Source organism: Neisseria sp. P0001.S005 (assembly GCF_051963715.1).
Window position 1 is genome coordinate 1 of record NZ_JBQCTZ010000073.1, and the last position, 16,888, is coordinate 16,888.

General features: G+C 46.7%; 16 protein-coding genes and 3 tRNA genes. 6 read left to right on the top strand and 13 right to left on the bottom strand.

Features of this window, described 5'->3' with window-relative positions; all coding sequences use genetic code 11:
- The 4 genes from ACTHSP_RS10405 to ACTHSP_RS10420 form a co-directional block, all read right to left on the bottom strand.
- A partial coding sequence (locus ACTHSP_RS10405; protein ID WP_440346064.1) for a hypothetical protein occupies window positions 1–836 on the bottom strand: 836 nt, incomplete at its 3' end.
- A 96-nt stretch (window positions 837–932) separates the two neighbouring features.
- Complete coding sequence (recD, locus tag ACTHSP_RS10410; protein ID WP_314513640.1) at window positions 933–2,696, bottom strand: exodeoxyribonuclease V subunit alpha; 1,764 nt, start codon at window positions 2,694–2,696, stop codon at window positions 933–935.
- A 132-nt stretch (window positions 2,697–2,828) separates the two neighbouring features.
- Entirely contained in the window at window positions 2,829–3,512 is a 684-nt protein-coding gene (gene lolD, locus ACTHSP_RS10415) for a lipoprotein-releasing ABC transporter ATP-binding protein LolD (RefSeq protein ID WP_003683651.1), read from the bottom strand.
- Window positions 3,505–4,755, bottom strand: coding sequence for a lipoprotein-releasing ABC transporter permease subunit (locus tag ACTHSP_RS10420; RefSeq protein WP_254323693.1), 1,251 nt, complete (start codon window positions 4,753–4,755; stop codon window positions 3,505–3,507). The genes lolD and ACTHSP_RS10420 overlap by 8 nt, the downstream gene beginning before the upstream one ends.
- A 214-nt stretch (window positions 4,756–4,969) precedes the next feature.
- Here ACTHSP_RS10420 and ACTHSP_RS10425 point away from each other — a divergent pair, with 214 nt between their 5' ends.
- Entirely contained in the window at window positions 4,970–5,257 is a 288-nt protein-coding gene (locus ACTHSP_RS10425) for a hypothetical protein (RefSeq protein ID WP_314513638.1), read from the top strand.
- Between the two features lie 62 nt (window positions 5,258–5,319).
- Here the strand turns inward: ACTHSP_RS10425 and recR are convergent, their stop codons facing one another.
- The 4 genes from recR to rnr form a co-directional block, all read right to left on the bottom strand.
- Window positions 5,320–5,925 (bottom strand): recombination mediator RecR, encoded by a 606-nt coding sequence (gene recR, locus ACTHSP_RS10430; RefSeq protein ID WP_314513636.1) that lies wholly within the window; start codon window positions 5,923–5,925, stop codon window positions 5,320–5,322.
- Window positions 5,926–6,007: 82 nt separating this feature from the next.
- Window positions 6,008–7,861, bottom strand: coding sequence for a SurA N-terminal domain-containing protein (locus tag ACTHSP_RS10435; protein WP_314513634.1), 1,854 nt, complete (start codon window positions 7,859–7,861; stop codon window positions 6,008–6,010).
- A 145-nt stretch (window positions 7,862–8,006) separates the two neighbouring features.
- Window positions 8,007–8,354 (bottom strand): ArsC family reductase, encoded by a 348-nt coding sequence (locus tag ACTHSP_RS10440; RefSeq protein ID WP_070826225.1) that lies wholly within the window; start codon window positions 8,352–8,354, stop codon window positions 8,007–8,009.
- 81 nt (window positions 8,355–8,435) lie between these two features.
- Entirely contained in the window at window positions 8,436–10,916 is a 2,481-nt protein-coding gene (gene rnr / locus ACTHSP_RS10445; protein WP_314513632.1) for a ribonuclease R, read from the bottom strand.
- 94 nt (window positions 10,917–11,010) lie between these two features.
- Here rnr and ACTHSP_RS10450 point away from each other — a divergent pair.
- The 3 genes from ACTHSP_RS10450 to ACTHSP_RS10460 all read left to right on the top strand — a co-directional run bounded on the left by ACTHSP_RS10450 (window position 11,011) and on the right by ACTHSP_RS10460 (window position 11,376).
- A tRNA-Leu gene (locus tag ACTHSP_RS10450) sits at window positions 11,011–11,097 on the top strand.
- Between the two features lie 38 nt (window positions 11,098–11,135).
- Window positions 11,136–11,222, top strand: a tRNA-Leu gene (locus ACTHSP_RS10455).
- 63 nt (window positions 11,223–11,285) lie between these two features.
- Window positions 11,286–11,376, top strand: a tRNA-Ser gene (locus tag ACTHSP_RS10460).
- Window positions 11,377–11,553: 177 nt separating this feature from the next.
- Here ACTHSP_RS10460 and ACTHSP_RS10465 read toward each other — a convergent pair.
- The 5 genes from ACTHSP_RS10465 to dnaQ form a co-directional block, all read right to left on the bottom strand.
- Window positions 11,554–12,291, bottom strand: coding sequence for a thermonuclease family protein (locus tag ACTHSP_RS10465; protein ID WP_314513887.1), 738 nt, complete (start codon window positions 12,289–12,291; stop codon window positions 11,554–11,556).
- Window positions 12,292–12,365: 74 nt separating this feature from the next.
- Window positions 12,366–13,037, bottom strand: a complete 672-nt coding sequence (gene rpiA / locus ACTHSP_RS10470; RefSeq protein WP_314513890.1) for a ribose-5-phosphate isomerase RpiA — start codon at window positions 13,035–13,037, stop codon at window positions 12,366–12,368.
- A gap of 43 nt (window positions 13,038–13,080) precedes the next feature.
- Window positions 13,081–13,560: a 2-C-methyl-D-erythritol 2,4-cyclodiphosphate synthase gene (gene ispF / locus ACTHSP_RS10475; protein ID WP_314513893.1), complete on the bottom strand. Its 480-nt coding sequence runs from the start codon at window positions 13,558–13,560 to the stop codon at window positions 13,081–13,083.
- 32 nt (window positions 13,561–13,592) lie between these two features.
- Window positions 13,593–14,279, bottom strand: coding sequence for a 2-C-methyl-D-erythritol 4-phosphate cytidylyltransferase (gene ispD, locus ACTHSP_RS10480; protein WP_440346065.1), 687 nt, complete (start codon window positions 14,277–14,279; stop codon window positions 13,593–13,595).
- Entirely contained in the window at window positions 14,276–15,013 is a 738-nt protein-coding gene (dnaQ, locus tag ACTHSP_RS10485) for a DNA polymerase III subunit epsilon (protein ID WP_188211737.1), read from the bottom strand. The genes ispD and dnaQ overlap by 4 nt, the downstream gene beginning before the upstream one ends.
- A 342-nt stretch (window positions 15,014–15,355) precedes the next feature.
- Here dnaQ and ACTHSP_RS10490 point away from each other — a divergent pair, with 342 nt between their 5' ends.
- Both ACTHSP_RS10490 and ACTHSP_RS10495 read left to right on the top strand, forming a co-directional pair.
- The gene (locus ACTHSP_RS10490) at window positions 15,356–15,832 is read left to right on the top strand and encodes a hypothetical protein (protein ID WP_049348077.1); all 477 of its coding nucleotides are present in this window, start codon (window positions 15,356–15,358) and stop codon (window positions 15,830–15,832) included.
- 146 nt (window positions 15,833–15,978) lie between these two features.
- Window positions 15,979–16,662: a 16S rRNA pseudouridine(516) synthase gene (locus ACTHSP_RS10495; protein WP_049322834.1), complete on the top strand. Its 684-nt coding sequence runs from the start codon at window positions 15,979–15,981 to the stop codon at window positions 16,660–16,662.
- The last annotated feature ends 226 nt before the right edge of the window (window positions 16,663–16,888 follow it).

Consider the following 16,888-nt stretch of genomic DNA (forward strand, 5'->3'; position numbering starts at 1 on the left):
TTAAACTTGATGTCCGTACCGATTTCTCCGAAGACCGCATTTTTCTTCGCACCGCGTACATCGATGTCTTTCATGTAGCTGACGGTTGCGCCGACGTTGATATTCTCATTCACAGGCAACACGCTTTGAACTGCGGCAAAATGTCTGCGGCGGCCGCCGATGCCCCATGCGTTGTCGTTCAGATTGCCTGTACGGCGGCCCGCATAGATTTTGGTAGGCAGGGTTTTATTGTCAAAGAAGATTTCGCCGCCGGTAACTTCGGTATCCCATACGCGGCCGTATGAAGAGAACGCGCCAAATTTACCGACACGCGCTTTAATGTTGTTGTACAAAGTACCTTCGGCATACAGTTTATTCACCGGCACATCATGATCGCCGTTGAACTTACCGGTTTCCAAATCGATATTCGGCTCGATTTGGGCAACCAATTTCCAATCTTTATACAGTTTTGCGCGTAACCAAAACTCCGCATTGAAGTTGGCATTAGTGTCTTCGGGCGTAGGATTAATGCCGCTGTTATTAGCATTGATGTCTTTGGTATCCGCACGTACGCGCAAGCCACCATTCACAGTCAACAAATCATTGAAAATACTGATTTTATCGTCGTCTTTTCGAATAATACTGCCGGAATTGACGTAATCATTGGTGGTAGCCAAAGCTGCCGCATCACGTCCGCCATCAGCATTTTCTGCCAAAGAATAAGACGATGAAGCCAATAAAATACAGGTTGCAATCAGTTTAGTTTGAAATTTCATGCCGACTCTCCAAAAGAAGGTATTGAAAGTGAAGTATTCGATAAAGCGTACAAAATTATGAATTTCGTATAAATTATTCATTTTATTTACTAATTATTTTTATCGTATGTAAATTAGTGTAATCAGTCAAGCAGATTTAAACGCTTTATCCTCTTTCAGACGGCCTCTTGATTCAGGTCAAACAGAAGCCTGCTCATCAGGCTGTTCAAACTGCCATTTCAAGGCTTCAGCCAATGCCGTCCTGCGTTTTTGATGGCATCCCACAGCCTGACACAATTCCTCTGCATTTCCCCAAAACACGAAACGTTCACGCGCACGGGTAATGGCTGTGTAAAGCAAAGCCTTATCCAAACCTCTGGCTTCCTCTTCGCTTTCCGTCGTTGCAGGCACTGACGGGGGCAACAGCCATACTTCCCGATATTCCGAACCTTGGCTCTTATGCACCGTCATGGCAAAAGCCGATTCAAAATCAGGCAAACGGCTGATGGCAATTTTCTTGAATCCATCTTTCTCAGGAAAATAGGCAGACAAGCCATTCAACGATTCTTTATCTTTCATAATCAGCCCGATGTCGCCGTTAAACACTTCCAGCATGTAATCATTGTGCGTAATCATGATGATTTGTCCGGCAAACCAAGGCGTTTCGCCCGAAACCTTGCCCTGTCGTTGCAAGTATTCTTGATAAGCCTGATTCAAATCATCCGCATCCTGCCGCCAAGCTGCCAATACCACCACATCGGCAGCATGACCATAGGCAAGTGCAATATTATTCTCTGCCACAGCCTGCCAATAATCCTGTTGCTTTTGATACAACAAAGCAACCTGTTCTTTCAGACGGCCTGATTTCATTTCCAATTCTGTGGGGAACTTATCAAACTGTTCGACCGCAGTTTGCTTTTCCCCGGATACCACCGCCCTTGCCAAACAACCGATACCGCTGTCTGCACCAAACCGGTGGCTGAACGTCAATTTGGCATTGTTTTGCGATAAAGCCTGTGGCTGCCCTTTAATTTCAAAGCCATGATTGGGCAGGTACACTTCCAACTTTCCAGCAGTTTCTTTATCCAAAGCCGTCGGACGCGACAATGCCGCCAATACGGCACCCAAGCCAACCGACGGCAACTGGTTTTCATCGCCAAGCAATACCAGACGACAGCCGGTCGGCACGGCGCGCAATAAATCCAACACCAGCGGCAAATCCAACATCGAAGCCTCATCCACCACCAAAACATCCAAAGCAAGCGGATGATCATGATTAAACGCAGGGCGCATTTGCGGCGGACGCAGTTTCAATAATCGATGGACGGTCTGCCCTTCCAAATTTTCCAAATGCGCTTTAATGCTCGGAGACAAATCAAAACCGTCCAAAGCACGCTGCAAGGCCCGTGCCATATGCGCAGCCGCTTTGCCCGTCGGCGCCGCCAACGCGATACGGGGCAGCTTCGTACTGTTATTACAAATCAGACCCAAAAGCTTTGCTACGGTCGTCGTCTTACCCGTACCCGGCCCGCCGGTAATCAGCATAAAGTTTTGCAGCAAAGCCAAAGCCGCAGCATCCCGTTGCTCTTTACTGTCTTTAGTATCAAACCAATCGCTCAGACTTTTTGAAGCCGCCATAAAATTCACTTCTTCCGCCTCTGCACTGGCCAGCCGTTTGATTTCAACAGCCAAATCATGCTCCAACTGCCACATCCGCCCCAAAAACAATTTCCGGCCTTGCAGGATAAGCGGTTTATCCGCATTACCGACCAAGTTCGGCAAGTTGCTTAAGGCATCGACATCCGCTTTATCCAAGTAAATAAACGAATGCCCGTTTTGCAAGGCTGCAAACAGTCGAACCACATAAGGCTCAATAACGGATGCGCCCTGTACTTCGTGGCGGCGGAAAAACGCTATGGCCGCATCTGCGGCAGAGGAAAGGATAGAGTCGGTCGGATTCATGGCTCAGAATTGATTGATACGGAAAAAAGAAAGGCCGTCTGAAAAACAGCGTTTCCATAAATGAAAACCTATTTTTCAGACGGCCTCTATTATACCTTTCAAAGCATAAAATATTTGCCTGAAATAATAACCTTATTGCAGCACTTGCAGGCTGCCGTCTTTCATGGTCATTACCCGGTCGAAACGCTCAGCCAGCTCGTCATCATGGGTCACCACAATCAGGCTGGTGTTTAATTCGCGTTTCAAATCCAGCATCATGTCCAACACATTTTGCGCATTTTTACGGTCAAGGTTCCCCGTCGGCTCATCTGCCAACAGGCATTTCGGCTCATTAACCAAAGCACGGGCAATCGCCGCACGCTGACGCTCACCGCCGGAAAGTTCGCTCGGACGGTGCAGCATACGCTTGTCCAAGCCAACCTTTTTCAGCATCTTGACAGCCTTCTCCTCAGCCATCGCCTTGGGCATTTTGCCGATTAAAAGCGGCATCATGACATTTTCCAACGCAGAAAACTCAGGCAATAGATGGTGGAACTGATACACAAAGCCCAAATAACGGTTGCGCAATTCGCCCAACTGTTTTTGGCTCAAACCGCCCAAATCCTGATCCATCAGTATTACCTTGCCTTCAGACGGCATATCCAAGCCACCAAGAAGGTGCAGCAACGTAGATTTACCGCTGCCTGACGAACCAATAATACTCACGCTTTCCGCTTCAGCAACTTCAAAATCTAAATGATTCAACACTTGTACATTCAATGCGCCATCATTATAGCTTTTGCCAACGCCGGTACATTTCAAAATTGTCTTACTCATAACGCAAAGCCTCCGCAGGTTGGGTTTTTGCAGCACGCCAGCTCGGATACAGTGTGGCGATAAATGCCAAGCCAAGCGAAATGCAGGCAATAACGGCGACATCCTTCAAGTTCACATCGCTAGGCAGGTAATCGATGAAATAAACCTGTGAGTTAATCAAATGCACGCCGAACAGGTCTTCAAAAAACGCGACAATCTTGCCGACATTCCAACCCAGCAATACACCGCATACGACACCAACAAGCGTACCAAAGAACCCCGCAAATGCGCCCTGTACCAAGAAAATCTTCATGACCCCACCCGGGGACAAACCCAAAGTGCGCAAAATCGCAATATCGGCTTGTTTTTCCGTTACCGCCATTACCAAAGACGAGACGAGGTTAAACGCAGCAACCGCGATAATCAGTGTCAAAATGATGAACATCATGCGTTTTTCCAACTCAACGGCTTCAAAATAGCTACGGTTGTTAAACGTCCAGTCGCGTACCCATACTTCATCTTTTTTAGCATCAGGAATCAACTTGGCAATGAAAGATGGTGCATTCTGAGGATCAGCCAGTCGCAAACGCAGCCCACCGACATTTTCACCCAGTCGATACAAGACTTGCGCATCCTTGATATGCGTCATGGCCAAGGTATTATCGACTTCATAAACACCTGTTTTTACTACACCGACTACATTAAACTGCTTCAAGCGCGGCACTACGCCGGCAGGGGTAACGTTACCCTCCGGCGTAATCACTGTAACCTTGCCGCCAATCTCCGTGCCCAATGCCTCAGCAAGCCCTTGACCCAAAATAATATCAAATTCGCCCGGCTTCAAATCATCAAAACTGCCGGCCGGCATATCCTTGCCGTAATCAACGACATTTTTTTCTTCAGACGGCAAAATACCGCGTATCTGCACACCGCGCACTTCACCGGCATTGGCAAGCAAAGCCTGATCAGAAACATAAGGCGCGCTGGCCAATACTTCCTTTTTGCCTTTTACAAATTCGCGCAAATTCTGCCAACCCGGCGCACTGCCGACATCGTAATAGCCGATTTCCGCATGAGGGGCGACGTTCAACAATTGACCGCGTATCTCTTTCTGAAATCCGTTCATCACGGATAAAACCACAATCAGCGCCGTTACGCCCAAGGCGATACCGGCGATTGAAATCATGGTAATAAATGACATAAAGCCGTTGCGTTTTTTCGCACGTAAATAGCGCAGGCCTATCCAAGTTTCTAAAGAAGCCATTCAAAAATGCCTCATTCGTTTGTCAAAAAAGGCTTATTGTACCGTAAAACCGACAGGTCGTCCGATTGCCCGACTGATGTAGCATTCAGGGATAAAGTGTATGTAAAACCATGTATCTTCCCGTAAATTCCGCCGAAAAACTTGCACAATCTGCCAATCGCCCTTATTCTGAAGCTGTGACACACTTTGTCACCATCAAAAAGGAAATACACTAATGAACAGCAAAAAATTCTTGGCTCTCGTATCTGTAGCTGTAGGCTTGTCATTCAGCTTCAATGCATATGCCGCCAAAGAAATCAAAATCAGTTCAAACAATACCGCTTACTCCGACGCCGATGTTCAAAAACTGGCAGCCACTGCCGTCGGCATGGGCGTAAAAGAACCTGTCAGCCTCAACAGCGGAAACGGTGTTGTTACCGCATCCGGCAGCAGCGCAACCAAATGCGCATTTAAAGTTGGCAACGGCGATACGCCTCAAATTCAAGGCGTGAGCTGCAAATAATCTGATTTCATCAATGAAAAGGCCGTCTGAAAAACATTCAGACGGCCTTTTTATATTGGCATTTAAGATTGGATATTTCTTCTGTCGTAAACAGCCTGAGCCAAAGTACCGGCATCCACATATTCCATCTCGCCGCCCAAAGGGATTCCCCTTGCCAACCGGCTGACTTTATAAGGAAGATTTTTAAACAATTCCGCCAATACATACGCTGTCGCGTCGCCTTCGGCTGTGAAGTTGGTTGCAATGATAATTTCCTCAATATCACTCGCCTGCAAACGGGCAACCAGCTTATCTAACGCTACTGCCGAAATATCCATGCCCTGCGCCGGACTGACTTGCCCCATCAGAACAAAATACAGACCATCATGACAATTGGCCGCCTCCATACTAGAGACATCCGCCGGCATATGCACAATCATCAAGCGGCTTTTCTCGCGTTTTTCGTCTGCACAAATTTCACACAAATCGCCTTCGCAAAATGTGTTACACAGCCGACAATGCTGCACCTGCCTCAAGGCAAACTGCAAAGCATCCACCAACTCCTGCGCTTCTTCGCGTTTGTACTGTAAAAGCTGGTAAGCCATGCGTTGTGCGGATTTCGGGCCGACATTGGGCAGAATTTTTAATGCATTAATCAAGCGGACAAAGGCATCAGGATTTTTACTCATGATTTCAGACGGCCTTTAAAAAGATAGCTAAAAATAAGAAAACAGCCGGAATTCATCCGGCTGCCCTACTCTAATATTCTGCTTATTCGGCAGCATTATTAACTTGTTGTGCACCTTGCGTACGATCGATTTTCTTACCCAAATACTGGAGCAAGGCATCGAAAACATTGGCAGAAAGCTGCTGAACCAAAGCCTGTTTAGCAGCCGGAATCTGTGAATCGGCATTTTCAGGAGCAGAAACGCTCTGAACTTCCATAATCACCGGCGCAGGCATACCTTCCAACAATGTATACGCAGGTTTGCCGCCGACAGGACGCGCTTTCAGCAAAGCTGCATAAGCCTCCGGAGGCATGGTTTTACGTGCATCTTGTGCGCTCAATTGAGAAACAGGCGACCATTGAACATCGGCAGCTTTACCGGCTTTCAATGCGGCCAAAGTTTCCTGGGCTTTCTTCTCTGCCAGTTTGGCGGCTTCAGAACGCAGATATGCTGCACGGACAGTGTCTTTAACTTCTGCAAATGGTGCAATTTTCTCTTCGCGCACTTCTTTCGCACGAATGACCCAAACGGTTTCGTTGTTGATGGCGATCACTTCAGAATTGTGTTTTTTCTTCAGTACATCATCACTAAACGCCGCATTAATCAACGTTTCAGGCAAACCGGCTTCTTTCGCGCCCGCTTTGGTTACCCATTTATCCAGGCTTTCCACTTTCAAACCTGAATTGGCGGCTGCTTTTGCCAAAGAAGATGGATCATTAAAGGTATCTTCACCCAGTTTTTCTTTCGCAGCATTAAAGGCAGAAGCTGCTTTTTTCAGTTTCAAGGCTGCTTCGATACGCGCTTTAGCTTGTTCCAAAGTCGGCTCAGCTTCGACATTCAAAACTTTAATGACGTGATAACCCAAAGACGATTTAACGGTATCGCTGACTTCGCCTTTGCCCAATGCAAATGCTGCTTTATCAAATTCCGGCCCGAAGCCGCTGCCGCCGCTTTTGCTCAGGTAACCCAAGTTGCCGCCTTTGTTGCTGCTGGACAGGTCTTTAGAATACTTAGCCGCCAGTTCGGCAAACGAATCTGGATGTGCTTTAAGCTCCGCAGCCATTTTGTCCACTTCGGCTTTAATTTCCGCATTGCTTGCTTCATCTCCATTAGGCATAACCGGAATGAAAATATGCGCAATTTCGGCTCTTGGCGACAAATCTACGCTTTTGCTGTCGTAAGCTTTTTGTACTTCTTCCGCACTGACGGTTTGTTTGTCAGCCAAATCTTTGATGTTCAAAGCTACATATTCCAGCTTAACGGCTTGAGGAATCAAGTAATCTTTCTTATGCGCTTCATAATATTTTTGCAAAGCCGCATCATCTACTTTGACTTGTGCAGCAAATGCTTCAGGGCTGAACGTAAATGAACGGATGGTACGCGTTGCTTGAGTCAGGTTAATCAACTGACGCGCTTGCGCATCACTGACCAGAGCACCGTTTTGCACCAAATTCAACAGATTTTGCAATTGGAACTGTTCACGGATATCTTCAACGAACTGATCCTCGGTCATCCTGCGTTGATCCAAATATTTCTTGAGCAAATCCTGACTGAATTTACCGGAAGCATCATGGAAATTCGGATCATCCACAATAACTTGCTTGATTTGTTCCTGAGACACAGCGATGCCCATCAGCTTGGCGCCCTGCTTCAGGTAAGCTCTTTGCAATAAAGATTGGAATATCGCATCACGCGAAGGCGCATTATTGCCGGCAGCCTGCTCGTTTTGTATCGCAATCTGTAAAGCGTGTTCGCTGACTTTCTCATCCCCGACTTTAACAATGTAATCAGAACCCGGCGAAGACAAATTATTGGCACCGAATCCGATAAAGGTCAGACCGATGATACCTAAAACAATCTGGGCGGGTGTTTTATATTTTTCAACAATATGGAACATATTTATCCGAAAGAAAAGTTTGGCGTGGCAGACGCAAAATGCTGCCGCAAAAATCTTAAAATCCTGAAAACAGGCTCAAAGCGCGTATTGTAACGTATTTTTTCGAGGCTTGCTTTTTCAGACGGCCTAAAAACCTAAAAATGCCTTATCCGAAAATTTCCTGATACGCTTCTACTGAAAATCCGATATGAACCTGTCCTTCTTTGACCAATACAGGCCGCTTGATGATACTGGGATTCTCCACCATTAAAGCAATCGCCCCTTCTTTTGTGGCGGCAGATTCTTGCGCATCTTTATCCAACTTGCGCCAAGTCGTGCCTCTTTTATTGAGCAAAATTTCCAAAGCCGCCTGCTCCAGCCAGCCATCAATCAATTCGGCAGTCGGGGCATTTTTCTTAAAATCTACAAACTCAAACTCGATGCCGTTTTCCGCCAACCAACTGCGCGCTTTTTTAACCGTATCGCAATTGGGAATACCGTACAGTTTTATCATCTTATTTATCCTTGGTGTTATTCATAAAATCACAAATTCAGGCCGTCTGAAAATTTTCAGACGGCCTGAATTGAATGCCACTTATTTCTTAGCAGCTTTCTTCACTTTAATCTTCACACTTTTACCTTGAGCATTATTTTTACGCCCGGCTTTGACAGAAGCTGTTTTCGCCTGCGCTTTTTTCTTGCTTGCGGCTTTAGGTTTGCTTGGCTTGACCGGCTTAGAAGCAGGTTTACTTTTCACCTTGCTCTTCTTTGCCTTCACAGGAGTAGCCAACGCTTCATCAATTTCTTTAGCGGAAAGTTTACGCTTACGCTTTTCGACAGGCTTGTCAGCAGCTGTCGGCTTACTCACAGGTTTTGCTTTTCTACCGCCGCGTTTCTTACCGACTGAACCGCCGCTGATTAAGGTCAAATCAATCTTACTGGTATCCAAATCAGCACGCGCGACTTTTACAGTAACCGTATCGCCCATGTTGAAACGGACACCGCTGCGTTCGCCCTCAATCGCCATAATTTCAGGACGGAAGTTGAAATAATCCTCTCCCAAGTCGCTGATGTGTACCAAACCGTCGATATGAATGTCGTCCAAGGTTACAAAAATACCGAAACTGGTCATGCCTGAAATCTTACCACTGAAGACTTCGCCGACTTTGTCGCGCATATAATAAGTTTTCAGCCAGTTTTCCACATCGCGGCTGGCATCATCGGCTCGGCGTTCGCAGAAAGAGGTATGCACGCCCAAAGCCTCCCAGGTTTTATTGGGCTGGTAAGTTTGTCCGTTCAACACAGCCTTAATGGCACGATGAACCGTCAAATCCGGATAACGGCGGATAGGCGAAGTAAAGTGTGCATATGCGCTATAAGCCAGACCAAAGTGACCGTCGCAATGCGGCTCATAAACCGCCTGCTGCATAGAACGCAACATCATCACTTGCAACAACTCCGCGTCCGGACGGTTTTTAAATTGTTCGGCAAGCGCAGCATAGTCTTTCGGCGTCGGATTATCGCCGCCACCCAAACTCAACCCCAGCAAACCAAGCTGCTCGCGTAAGGTGGCCAATTTTTCGGGAGTCGGGCCCAAGTGATTGCGGAATAAAGCCGTATGTTTGTTTTTTAACAAAAATTCTGCCGCGCAAACATTCGCCGCCAACATACATTCTTCAATCAATTTGTGCGCATCATTGCGGACAACAGGAACGATCTTGTCGATTTTACCGTTGTCGTCGAAAATCATCTGAGTCTCAACGCTCTCAAACTCAACCGCGCCACGCTCGAAACGTTTTTTCTGCAAGATTTTAAATAACTTATACAGGGTATCGATTTGCTGCTTAAACGGATAATCCTGGCCGTCTGAAATCCAATCCCAAACCTGATTGTAAGTCAGTCGCGCATGCGAACGCATTACTGCCGGATAGAAACGGTATTCCTTGATATTGCCGGCATAGGTAATCACCATATCGCACACCATACACAGGCGTTCGACATCAGGATTGAGCGAGCAGATACCGTTGGACAACTTCTCCGGCAGCATCGGAATCACGCGGCGTGGGAAATACACGCTGGTACTGCGTTCCTGAGCATCCACATCAATCGCATCATCAGGGCGGACATAATGACTGACATCGGCAATCGCCACCACCAAACGGTAATTGCGGCCGATTTTTTCAGCAAAAACCGCATCATCAAAGTCCCGCGCAGTTTCTCCGTCAATGGTTACCAGAGGCAAATCGCGTAAGTCCACGCGCCCTTTCAAGTCGGTTTTACGCACATGATCGGGAATTTTCTTCGCAGCTTTGACACATGCTTCGCTGAATTGATGAGGCAAATGGTGCTTGCGTACAGCGATTTCGATTTCCATACCGCTGTCGGCATAATCGCCCAACACTTCAATCAGCTTAGCCACTGCAGGACGATGCGCTTCAGGATACGTCTCAATTTCAGCCACAATCACTTGACCGGATTGCGGTTTAAATTGCGCCACACTTTCAGGCTCTAACACGATACTTTGACTCAAACGCTTGTCTTCGGCTTCCAAAATGGCCACGCCGCGATCCATATAAAAACGGCCGACCACTTTGGACTGCGCACGCTCCACCACATCTAAAACCGTACCTTCACGACGGCCTCTGCGGTCAATACCGGCAGGACGCACGGTAACAATATCCCCATGCATCACGCCGCGCATCTGACGTTCATACAAAATAAAATCACCCTCGCCTGTCGGCGTTAGCGGCACGGCAAAACCAAAGCCGTCTTTATGAGCCTCGACACGGCATTTAACCAATGCCAATTTTTCTGCAGCACATACCGCGCCACGTCGGTTGATCAACACCTGACCATCGCGCGCCATCGCTTTTAGACGGCGTTCGAAGAATTCATATTCATCTTCTGCAATCGACAATTCATGTGCCAAAGCTTCGATTTTTGTCGGCACACCTTTTTGTTCCAATAATTCAATGACCCATTCACGGCTGGGCAACGGATGAGCGTAACGTTGTTTCTCCCGCTCCAAATATGGGTCTTTTTCTCGTAAATTTAAAGATTTAGTATTTTTGTTCATTTTGATAGTTGACATTCTTTTTTTAAAATATATAATAGCTGCTTCTTCGCAGTTCAGGTAGTCAACTCTACCTTAAATTGAAGAATAAAGCAAAGCCCAGGTGGCGGAATTGGTAGACGCGCTAGCTTCAGGTGCTAGTGTCCTCACGGGCGTGGAAGTTCGAGTCTTCTCCTGGGCACCAAGTAATTTGGTGCTTCTTTGCTTAAGAAAATTTAAATTGCCCAGGTGGCGGAATTGGTAGACGCGCTAGCTTCAGGTGCTAGTATCCTCACGGGTGTGGAAGTTCGAGTCTTCTCCTGGGCACCACTGATAAATCAATCAGTCAAGTTTTCACATTATTCTGAATAACAAGTCAGGGTAATAGTCCACAGAGAGGTGGATGAGTGGTTTAAGTCGCACGCCTGGAAAGCGTGTATACGTGAATAGCGTATCGAGGGTTCGAATCCCTTCCTCTCTGCCAGATCCTAAAGACACCAGCTAACGGTGTCTTTTTTCATATCCGCCCTTCTTAAAAATATTACACTACACTTTTATTTCTATTACCCTCTAATCAGAAACCTGCCACTCATTCTTATCTTATACTAAACCTCAATGATTAAAGACCGTCTGAAAGTTTTCAGATGGCCTCTCTTAAAACCTACCAAATCCCAAACCATTGTTTATCAGACTGCTTTTTATTACCGTTCTGCTGCTCGTGGTTTTGACGGCGAAATTGCCAAGGTGCTTGCGGATTATCTTTTTTCCATAAGCCTTTACGTTTTTCCTTGGCTTGTTTTTGTGCGGCCGAATAGTCGGTGTAAGCAGTTTTACTCTGTTGTTTTTTAGCATAACTTTCATAATGCCATGCGGCGCCATCCCGTATCTGCATCAAATTCAAGTCAATCGTGCCGACTGATACTTGGGCAACTTCGCGCTGGTAGCGGTCGGCTTCAAACACGCGGACTTTGGCTTTTTTATGCAATGCGGCATCAATCAAATTGTCTCGTGATTGCGTACCATAGGCTTGATTGATTTCCGGCGCATCGATATAGGCCATACGGATTTTGTGTTTCCTGCCGTCGCTATCGATAATGTGCATGGTATCGCCATCATGGATTTTGATGATTTTTCCGTTGTATGTATAGGATTGTCGCGATGACTTTTGTTTTTGTTCCGGTTTGGGTTTAGCTTCGGCTTTGGTGTCAGATGTGGCTTTGACAACATTTTCCCCTAGCCATTCATTGACCTTTTCCAAACCGATATTGTCGCTTTGTGCCAATGTTGCGGCAACGCTTACCCCGGTACGAATCAACTCAGTATCGCGTGAGCTGTAACCAAGCGCGCCCAACACGGATAAAACAACGGGCAACCATTTTATAATTTTACTGATTTGCATATTTTGCCAAATTGAAGGCCGTCTGAAAGACCTGATGCACTTTCAGACAGCCTTTTAAGATTGATTAATCTCCATTAATCCTGACAAGGCAGGATGACTTTTGCACCTTCTGCCGTACCCAAAACCAACACATCGGCGGCATCGCGGGCAAAAATACCGTTTTCGAGTACGCCGGTGATTTTATTGATTTCGTCTTCCATTTTCAGGGCTTGATCGATATTGAGGCCGTAAACATCAACGATTTGGTTGCCATAGAAAGTAGTATAGCCGACACGCAACTCAGGCTGTCCGCCCATCACAAGCAGTTTGCGCGACACCAGCGAACGGGCATTTTCAACCACTTCTACCGGCAATGGGAATTTGCCCAAACGGGAAACATATTTGCTCTCATCGGCGATACAGACAAATTTATCGGATGCACTAGCCACGATTTTTTCGTTCAAATGCGCACCGCCGCCGCCTTTAATCATTTGCAACGCGTGGTTGACTTCGTCTGCGCCGTCAACATAAACCGCCAAACCCATCACATCATTCAGTGAAACTTCTGGAATTTCGTATTTTGCCAAAAGCTCGCTGGATTTTTTGGAAGTAGATACGGCGCCCTTGATTTTCTTACCGCTTTTACCCAAAGCTTCGATAAAAAAGTTAATAGTAGAGCCGGTACCGATACCGATGTATTCGTTTTCAGGAACAAATTCCACCGCTTTCTCGGCGGCAATGCGTTTGAGTTCGTCTTGAGTTGCCATGTTGTCAGTCTTTCGGTTTGAATGATGAAACGATTTTAAGCCCTTAGGCTTTAATCATCAATACTGCCGCTTGTGCTTCAATGGCTTCCATACGCCCCAGATAGCCAAGTTTTTCGTTGGTTTTGCCTTTGATGTTGACGCAGTTTTCAGGCAAGCCTAAATCTGCGGCAATATTGGCGCGCATTGCCGGAATATGTGGCGCAAGTTTGGGTTTTTGCGCAATTACGGTCGTATCGACATTAACCACCTTCCAACCCAATTCCTGCACACTTTGATAAGCCTCGCGCAACAGCACACGGCTGTCGGCATCTTTGAATTCGGCTGCAGTATCAGGAAAATGGCTGCCGATATCGCCCAAACCTGCCGCACCCAACAGGGCATCAGTAATCGCATGCAAAAGCGCATCGGCATCTGAATGACCCAGCAAGCCTTTTTCAAACGGAATGTTGACGCCGCCGAGTATCAAATCTCGGCCTTCAACCAACTGATGGACATCGTAGCCCTGTCCGACACGAATATTCATGTTTGTTTCCTTAAATAATGGGTTTTGATTGTTCAGACGGCCTGGAGCAACAATCTGACAATGTATTCGTCTTGCGGCAGCGTCAATTTTAAATTGCGCGTATCGCCCTGCACCAAGCGCGGCCTGATACCCAGTTTTTCAACCGCTGACGCTTCATCCGTAATCTCACTCAAATCATCAACCGATAAGGCGCGATTTAATAAGGCCGTCTGAAAAAGCTGCGGCGTTTGCGCCTGCCATAATCCTGCGCGTGCAACGGTTTCATCAATATGGTGACTGCCGTCTGCCCGCTTGAGCGTATCAGCCACTGGTATGGCCAGAATGCCGCCTTCATCATTTTCACCTGCCTCATCAAGCAAACGCGTTAACGCTTCGGCAGGCAGGCAACAGCGCGCGGCATCATGAACCAAAATATTGTCTTGTGCCTCGGCCAAACCTTGCTCCAATAAAACGGACACACCATTGCGTACCGTTTCGGCACGACTTGCACCGCCCACTCGGAAGACATGCACTTTCTCAGACACAGCCGTCTGAAAAACCGAATCTTCCGGCGAAAGAATAACGGCAATTAAATCTATGCGTGGGTGTTGCTCAAAAATTTCTATGGTGTGTTGCAATACGGTTTTACCATTGATTTCAACATATTGTTTGGGTTTTCCTGCGCCAAATCGCGCCCCGACACCGGCAGCAGGAATCAAAGCGATATTGCGGCGCATCATGCTGACGCTCCGGCATCGGCCTCATCCGGCGTTTCAGCCTTGCGCCATACGCACGCTTCGCCCAAATCGTCCAAATATTTTTCATGTGCGGCCAGCTCGTCCGCATCGGCTTTGATGACTTTCAATTGCGATGTACGTTTGGTTTCGGCAATAATGGTTGGTTTGACTTCGCCCTCTTCTTCCGCCTCACCGCCCATCAGGTCGAACTGCTGACGCGTCATGGCAAGATAGACTTCACCCAAAAGCTCGCAGTCGATTAGCGCGCCGTGCAAGACACGTTTGCTGCGGTCAACGGAAAAGCGGTTACACAAGGCATCCAAGCTTGCCTTTTGCCCCGGAAACATTTCACGCGCCATGGCCAGCGTGTCGGTCACTTTACAACCCAGTTCCTCAATAGAAGGCAGCCCCATGCGGCGGAATTCCATATTCAGGAAGCCGACGTCAAACTTGGCGTTATGGATAATCAGCTCTGCACCACGTATAAAGTCGGCAATCTGTTTACCCACTTGGGCAAACGGCGGCGCATTCTTCGCTTCCAATACTTCAATCGTCAAACCATGCACCTTCGCCGCTTCCTCCGGCATATCGCGTTCGGGATGGACATATAAATGAAGGTTGGAGTCGGTCATTTGGCGGTTGATCATTTCCAAGCCGGCAAATTCGACCAGACGGTCGCCGTTTTCAGGATAAAGGCCCGTGGTTTCCGTATCGAGGATAATCTGACGTTGGCTCATGGTTGGTGGTTTCTGCAATTATCAAAACGTCCTGAATCATACTGAAGGCCGTCTGAAATGTATAGTCAGCAAAACTTTAGCTGCTTTTTCAAATGCCCTTTTAACGCTGGATTTGTTCAGACGGCCTTTATTCTTTTTTCATCTATTGGCCGTCTATTACTCCAATTTTGAGTAGAAAACCCAATTTCTACAAAAATTTTTAAATTTAATTTCTTTAATAATGAATACCTTACTTATTATTTAAATAATAGGAACAATTATCATTTGCAAATTTAAAAAATCTCCGTATAATACAACCCATCGAAACAAAACAACCGCACAACAGAATGAAAGGAGAAGAAAATGCCCGAAAGTATTTTTAAGCAAGTCTCCCTTGATATTCTGAGACTGCACCAACAAGCCATCCGCTCTTTGATCGCCACCAAGTGTTGCGACGAATGCGAAGTACATGACGCAGTATTCATTACTTTAGATGGCCGATATTATGTTTGGCTTCCTTGCATGGGCAAATCGCCCCAATCAGAAACCGGCATCCTGCTGATTGAAGATGAAGACGGCAATACACGCTTGAGCTGGGTTGCCGATACACGCGAAGTCAAGCAAAAAGACAGTCTGTACAACCGCGTTGTTTCCGCTCTGCAACGAAAAATGCAGCGCACGAAAAACAAGTTCATCCAGTCGGCAAACGCCCGATTGCTCGAACTCACGCCTCAGCAAGGCCGTCTGACGACAAACAGCAAAGATTTCTCGCTTTCACCACATGACTTGATGAAAGCACTTTATCCGGCAACACATCAAATAGGAGAATTTGCCCTGTAACAGTTTTTGGTAGTGGTTTGTGTTCCTTTTGCGCCCCTTAACATTTTAAAGGGGCGATTTTTTTGCCCCTACTTTTCAGACGGCCTAAACATCGGTTTTCCAGTACAATAAAGGCCGTCTGAACATTTCCTACTTTTCAACCAACCATGCAACTGCTCAAATACATCCAATCACAAGGCCTCGGCAGCCGCAAGCAATGCCAATGGCTGATAGACAATGACTGCATTGCCATTAACGGCGAAATCCATAATCGTGCCAAAGACGATATTGACCCGTCTCAAGTGCACACCCTGTCTGTTGACGGCGAAGAGATTGCCGCCGTACCCATGCCCTATTTCTACATTTTGCTTCATAAGCCTGCAGATTACGAGACTTCGCACAAACCCCAGCAATATCCAAGCATCTTTAGCCTGTTTCCCGACCACATGCGCAATATCGATATGCAGGCAGTCGGCCGCTTGGATGCAGACACAACCGGCATTATTCTGATTACCAACGACGGGCAATTTAACCACCGCGTTACCTCGCCCAAACACAAAGTTCCGAAGCTCTACCGCGTCACTTTGAAACATCCTGCCGACGATACCCTTTGCACCACACTCAAAAACGGCGTCCTCCTGCATGACGATAATGAAACCGTCGCCGCAGCCGAAGCAGTATTAGCCGCCCCAACCACATTGATGATGACCATTACCGAGGGTAAATACCATCAGGTCAAACGCATGGTTGCAGCCGCAGGCAACCGTGTCGAGCAGCTCCACCGTGAGAAATTCGGCGACTGGAATGTCGATGATTTGGCCGCAGGAGAATGGAAATTCATCCAAATCTAAAAAAAATTCCAAATTTTTTCGATCATTTTTTAAACAATATAGATTTTTTATTTATTTAAAATCAAATATCTAAACCTTGTTATTTTTATTTAACGAAATTTAACACTGTAAAGACTGAACTATTGTATAATTCGCCTGTCTGAGTAACACTTGCTTCGAAAGAAGTGAGTAAGTGAGTAAGACGTTTTCCCCGTAATGTGTTTGGCCATCTATACTTTCCCCTTAG

Bases quoted from the DNA above. Each gene is read 5' to 3' on its own strand.
- recD (WP_314513640.1), bottom strand. From the start codon at position 2,696: ATGAATCCGACCGACTCTATCCTTTCCTCTGCCGCAGATGCGGCCATA.
- lolD (WP_003683651.1), bottom strand. From the start codon at position 3,512: ATGAGTAAGACAATTTTGAAATGTACCGGCGTTGGCAAAAGCTATAAT.
- ACTHSP_RS10420 (WP_254323693.1), bottom strand. From the start codon at position 4,755: ATGGCTTCTTTAGAAACTTGGATAGGCCTGCGCTATTTACGTGCGAAA.
- ACTHSP_RS10425 (WP_314513638.1), top strand. From the start codon at position 4,970: ATGAACAGCAAAAAATTCTTGGCTCTCGTATCTGTAGCTGTAGGCTTG.
- recR (WP_314513636.1), bottom strand. From the start codon at position 5,925: ATGAGTAAAAATCCTGATGCCTTTGTCCGCTTGATTAATGCATTAAAA.
- ACTHSP_RS10435 (WP_314513634.1), bottom strand. From the start codon at position 7,861: ATGTTCCATATTGTTGAAAAATATAAAACACCCGCCCAGATTGTTTTA.
- ACTHSP_RS10440 (WP_070826225.1), bottom strand. From the start codon at position 8,354: ATGATAAAACTGTACGGTATTCCCAATTGCGATACGGTTAAAAAAGCG.
- rnr (WP_314513632.1), bottom strand. From the start codon at position 10,916: ATGAACAAAAATACTAAATCTTTAAATTTACGAGAAAAAGACCCATAT.
- ACTHSP_RS10465 (WP_314513887.1), bottom strand. From the start codon at position 12,291: ATGCAAATCAGTAAAATTATAAAATGGTTGCCCGTTGTTTTATCCGTG.
- rpiA (WP_314513890.1), bottom strand. From the start codon at position 13,037: ATGGCAACTCAAGACGAACTCAAACGCATTGCCGCCGAGAAAGCGGTG.
- ispF (WP_314513893.1), bottom strand. From the start codon at position 13,560: ATGAATATTCGTGTCGGACAGGGCTACGATGTCCATCAGTTGGTTGAA.
- ispD (WP_440346065.1), bottom strand. From the start codon at position 14,279: ATGATGCGCCGCAATATCGCTTTGATTCCTGCTGCCGGTGTCGGGGCG.
- dnaQ (WP_188211737.1), bottom strand. From the start codon at position 15,013: ATGAGCCAACGTCAGATTATCCTCGATACGGAAACCACGGGCCTTTAT.
- ACTHSP_RS10490 (WP_049348077.1), top strand. From the start codon at position 15,356: ATGCCCGAAAGTATTTTTAAGCAAGTCTCCCTTGATATTCTGAGACTG.
- ACTHSP_RS10495 (WP_049322834.1), top strand. From the start codon at position 15,979: ATGCAACTGCTCAAATACATCCAATCACAAGGCCTCGGCAGCCGCAAG.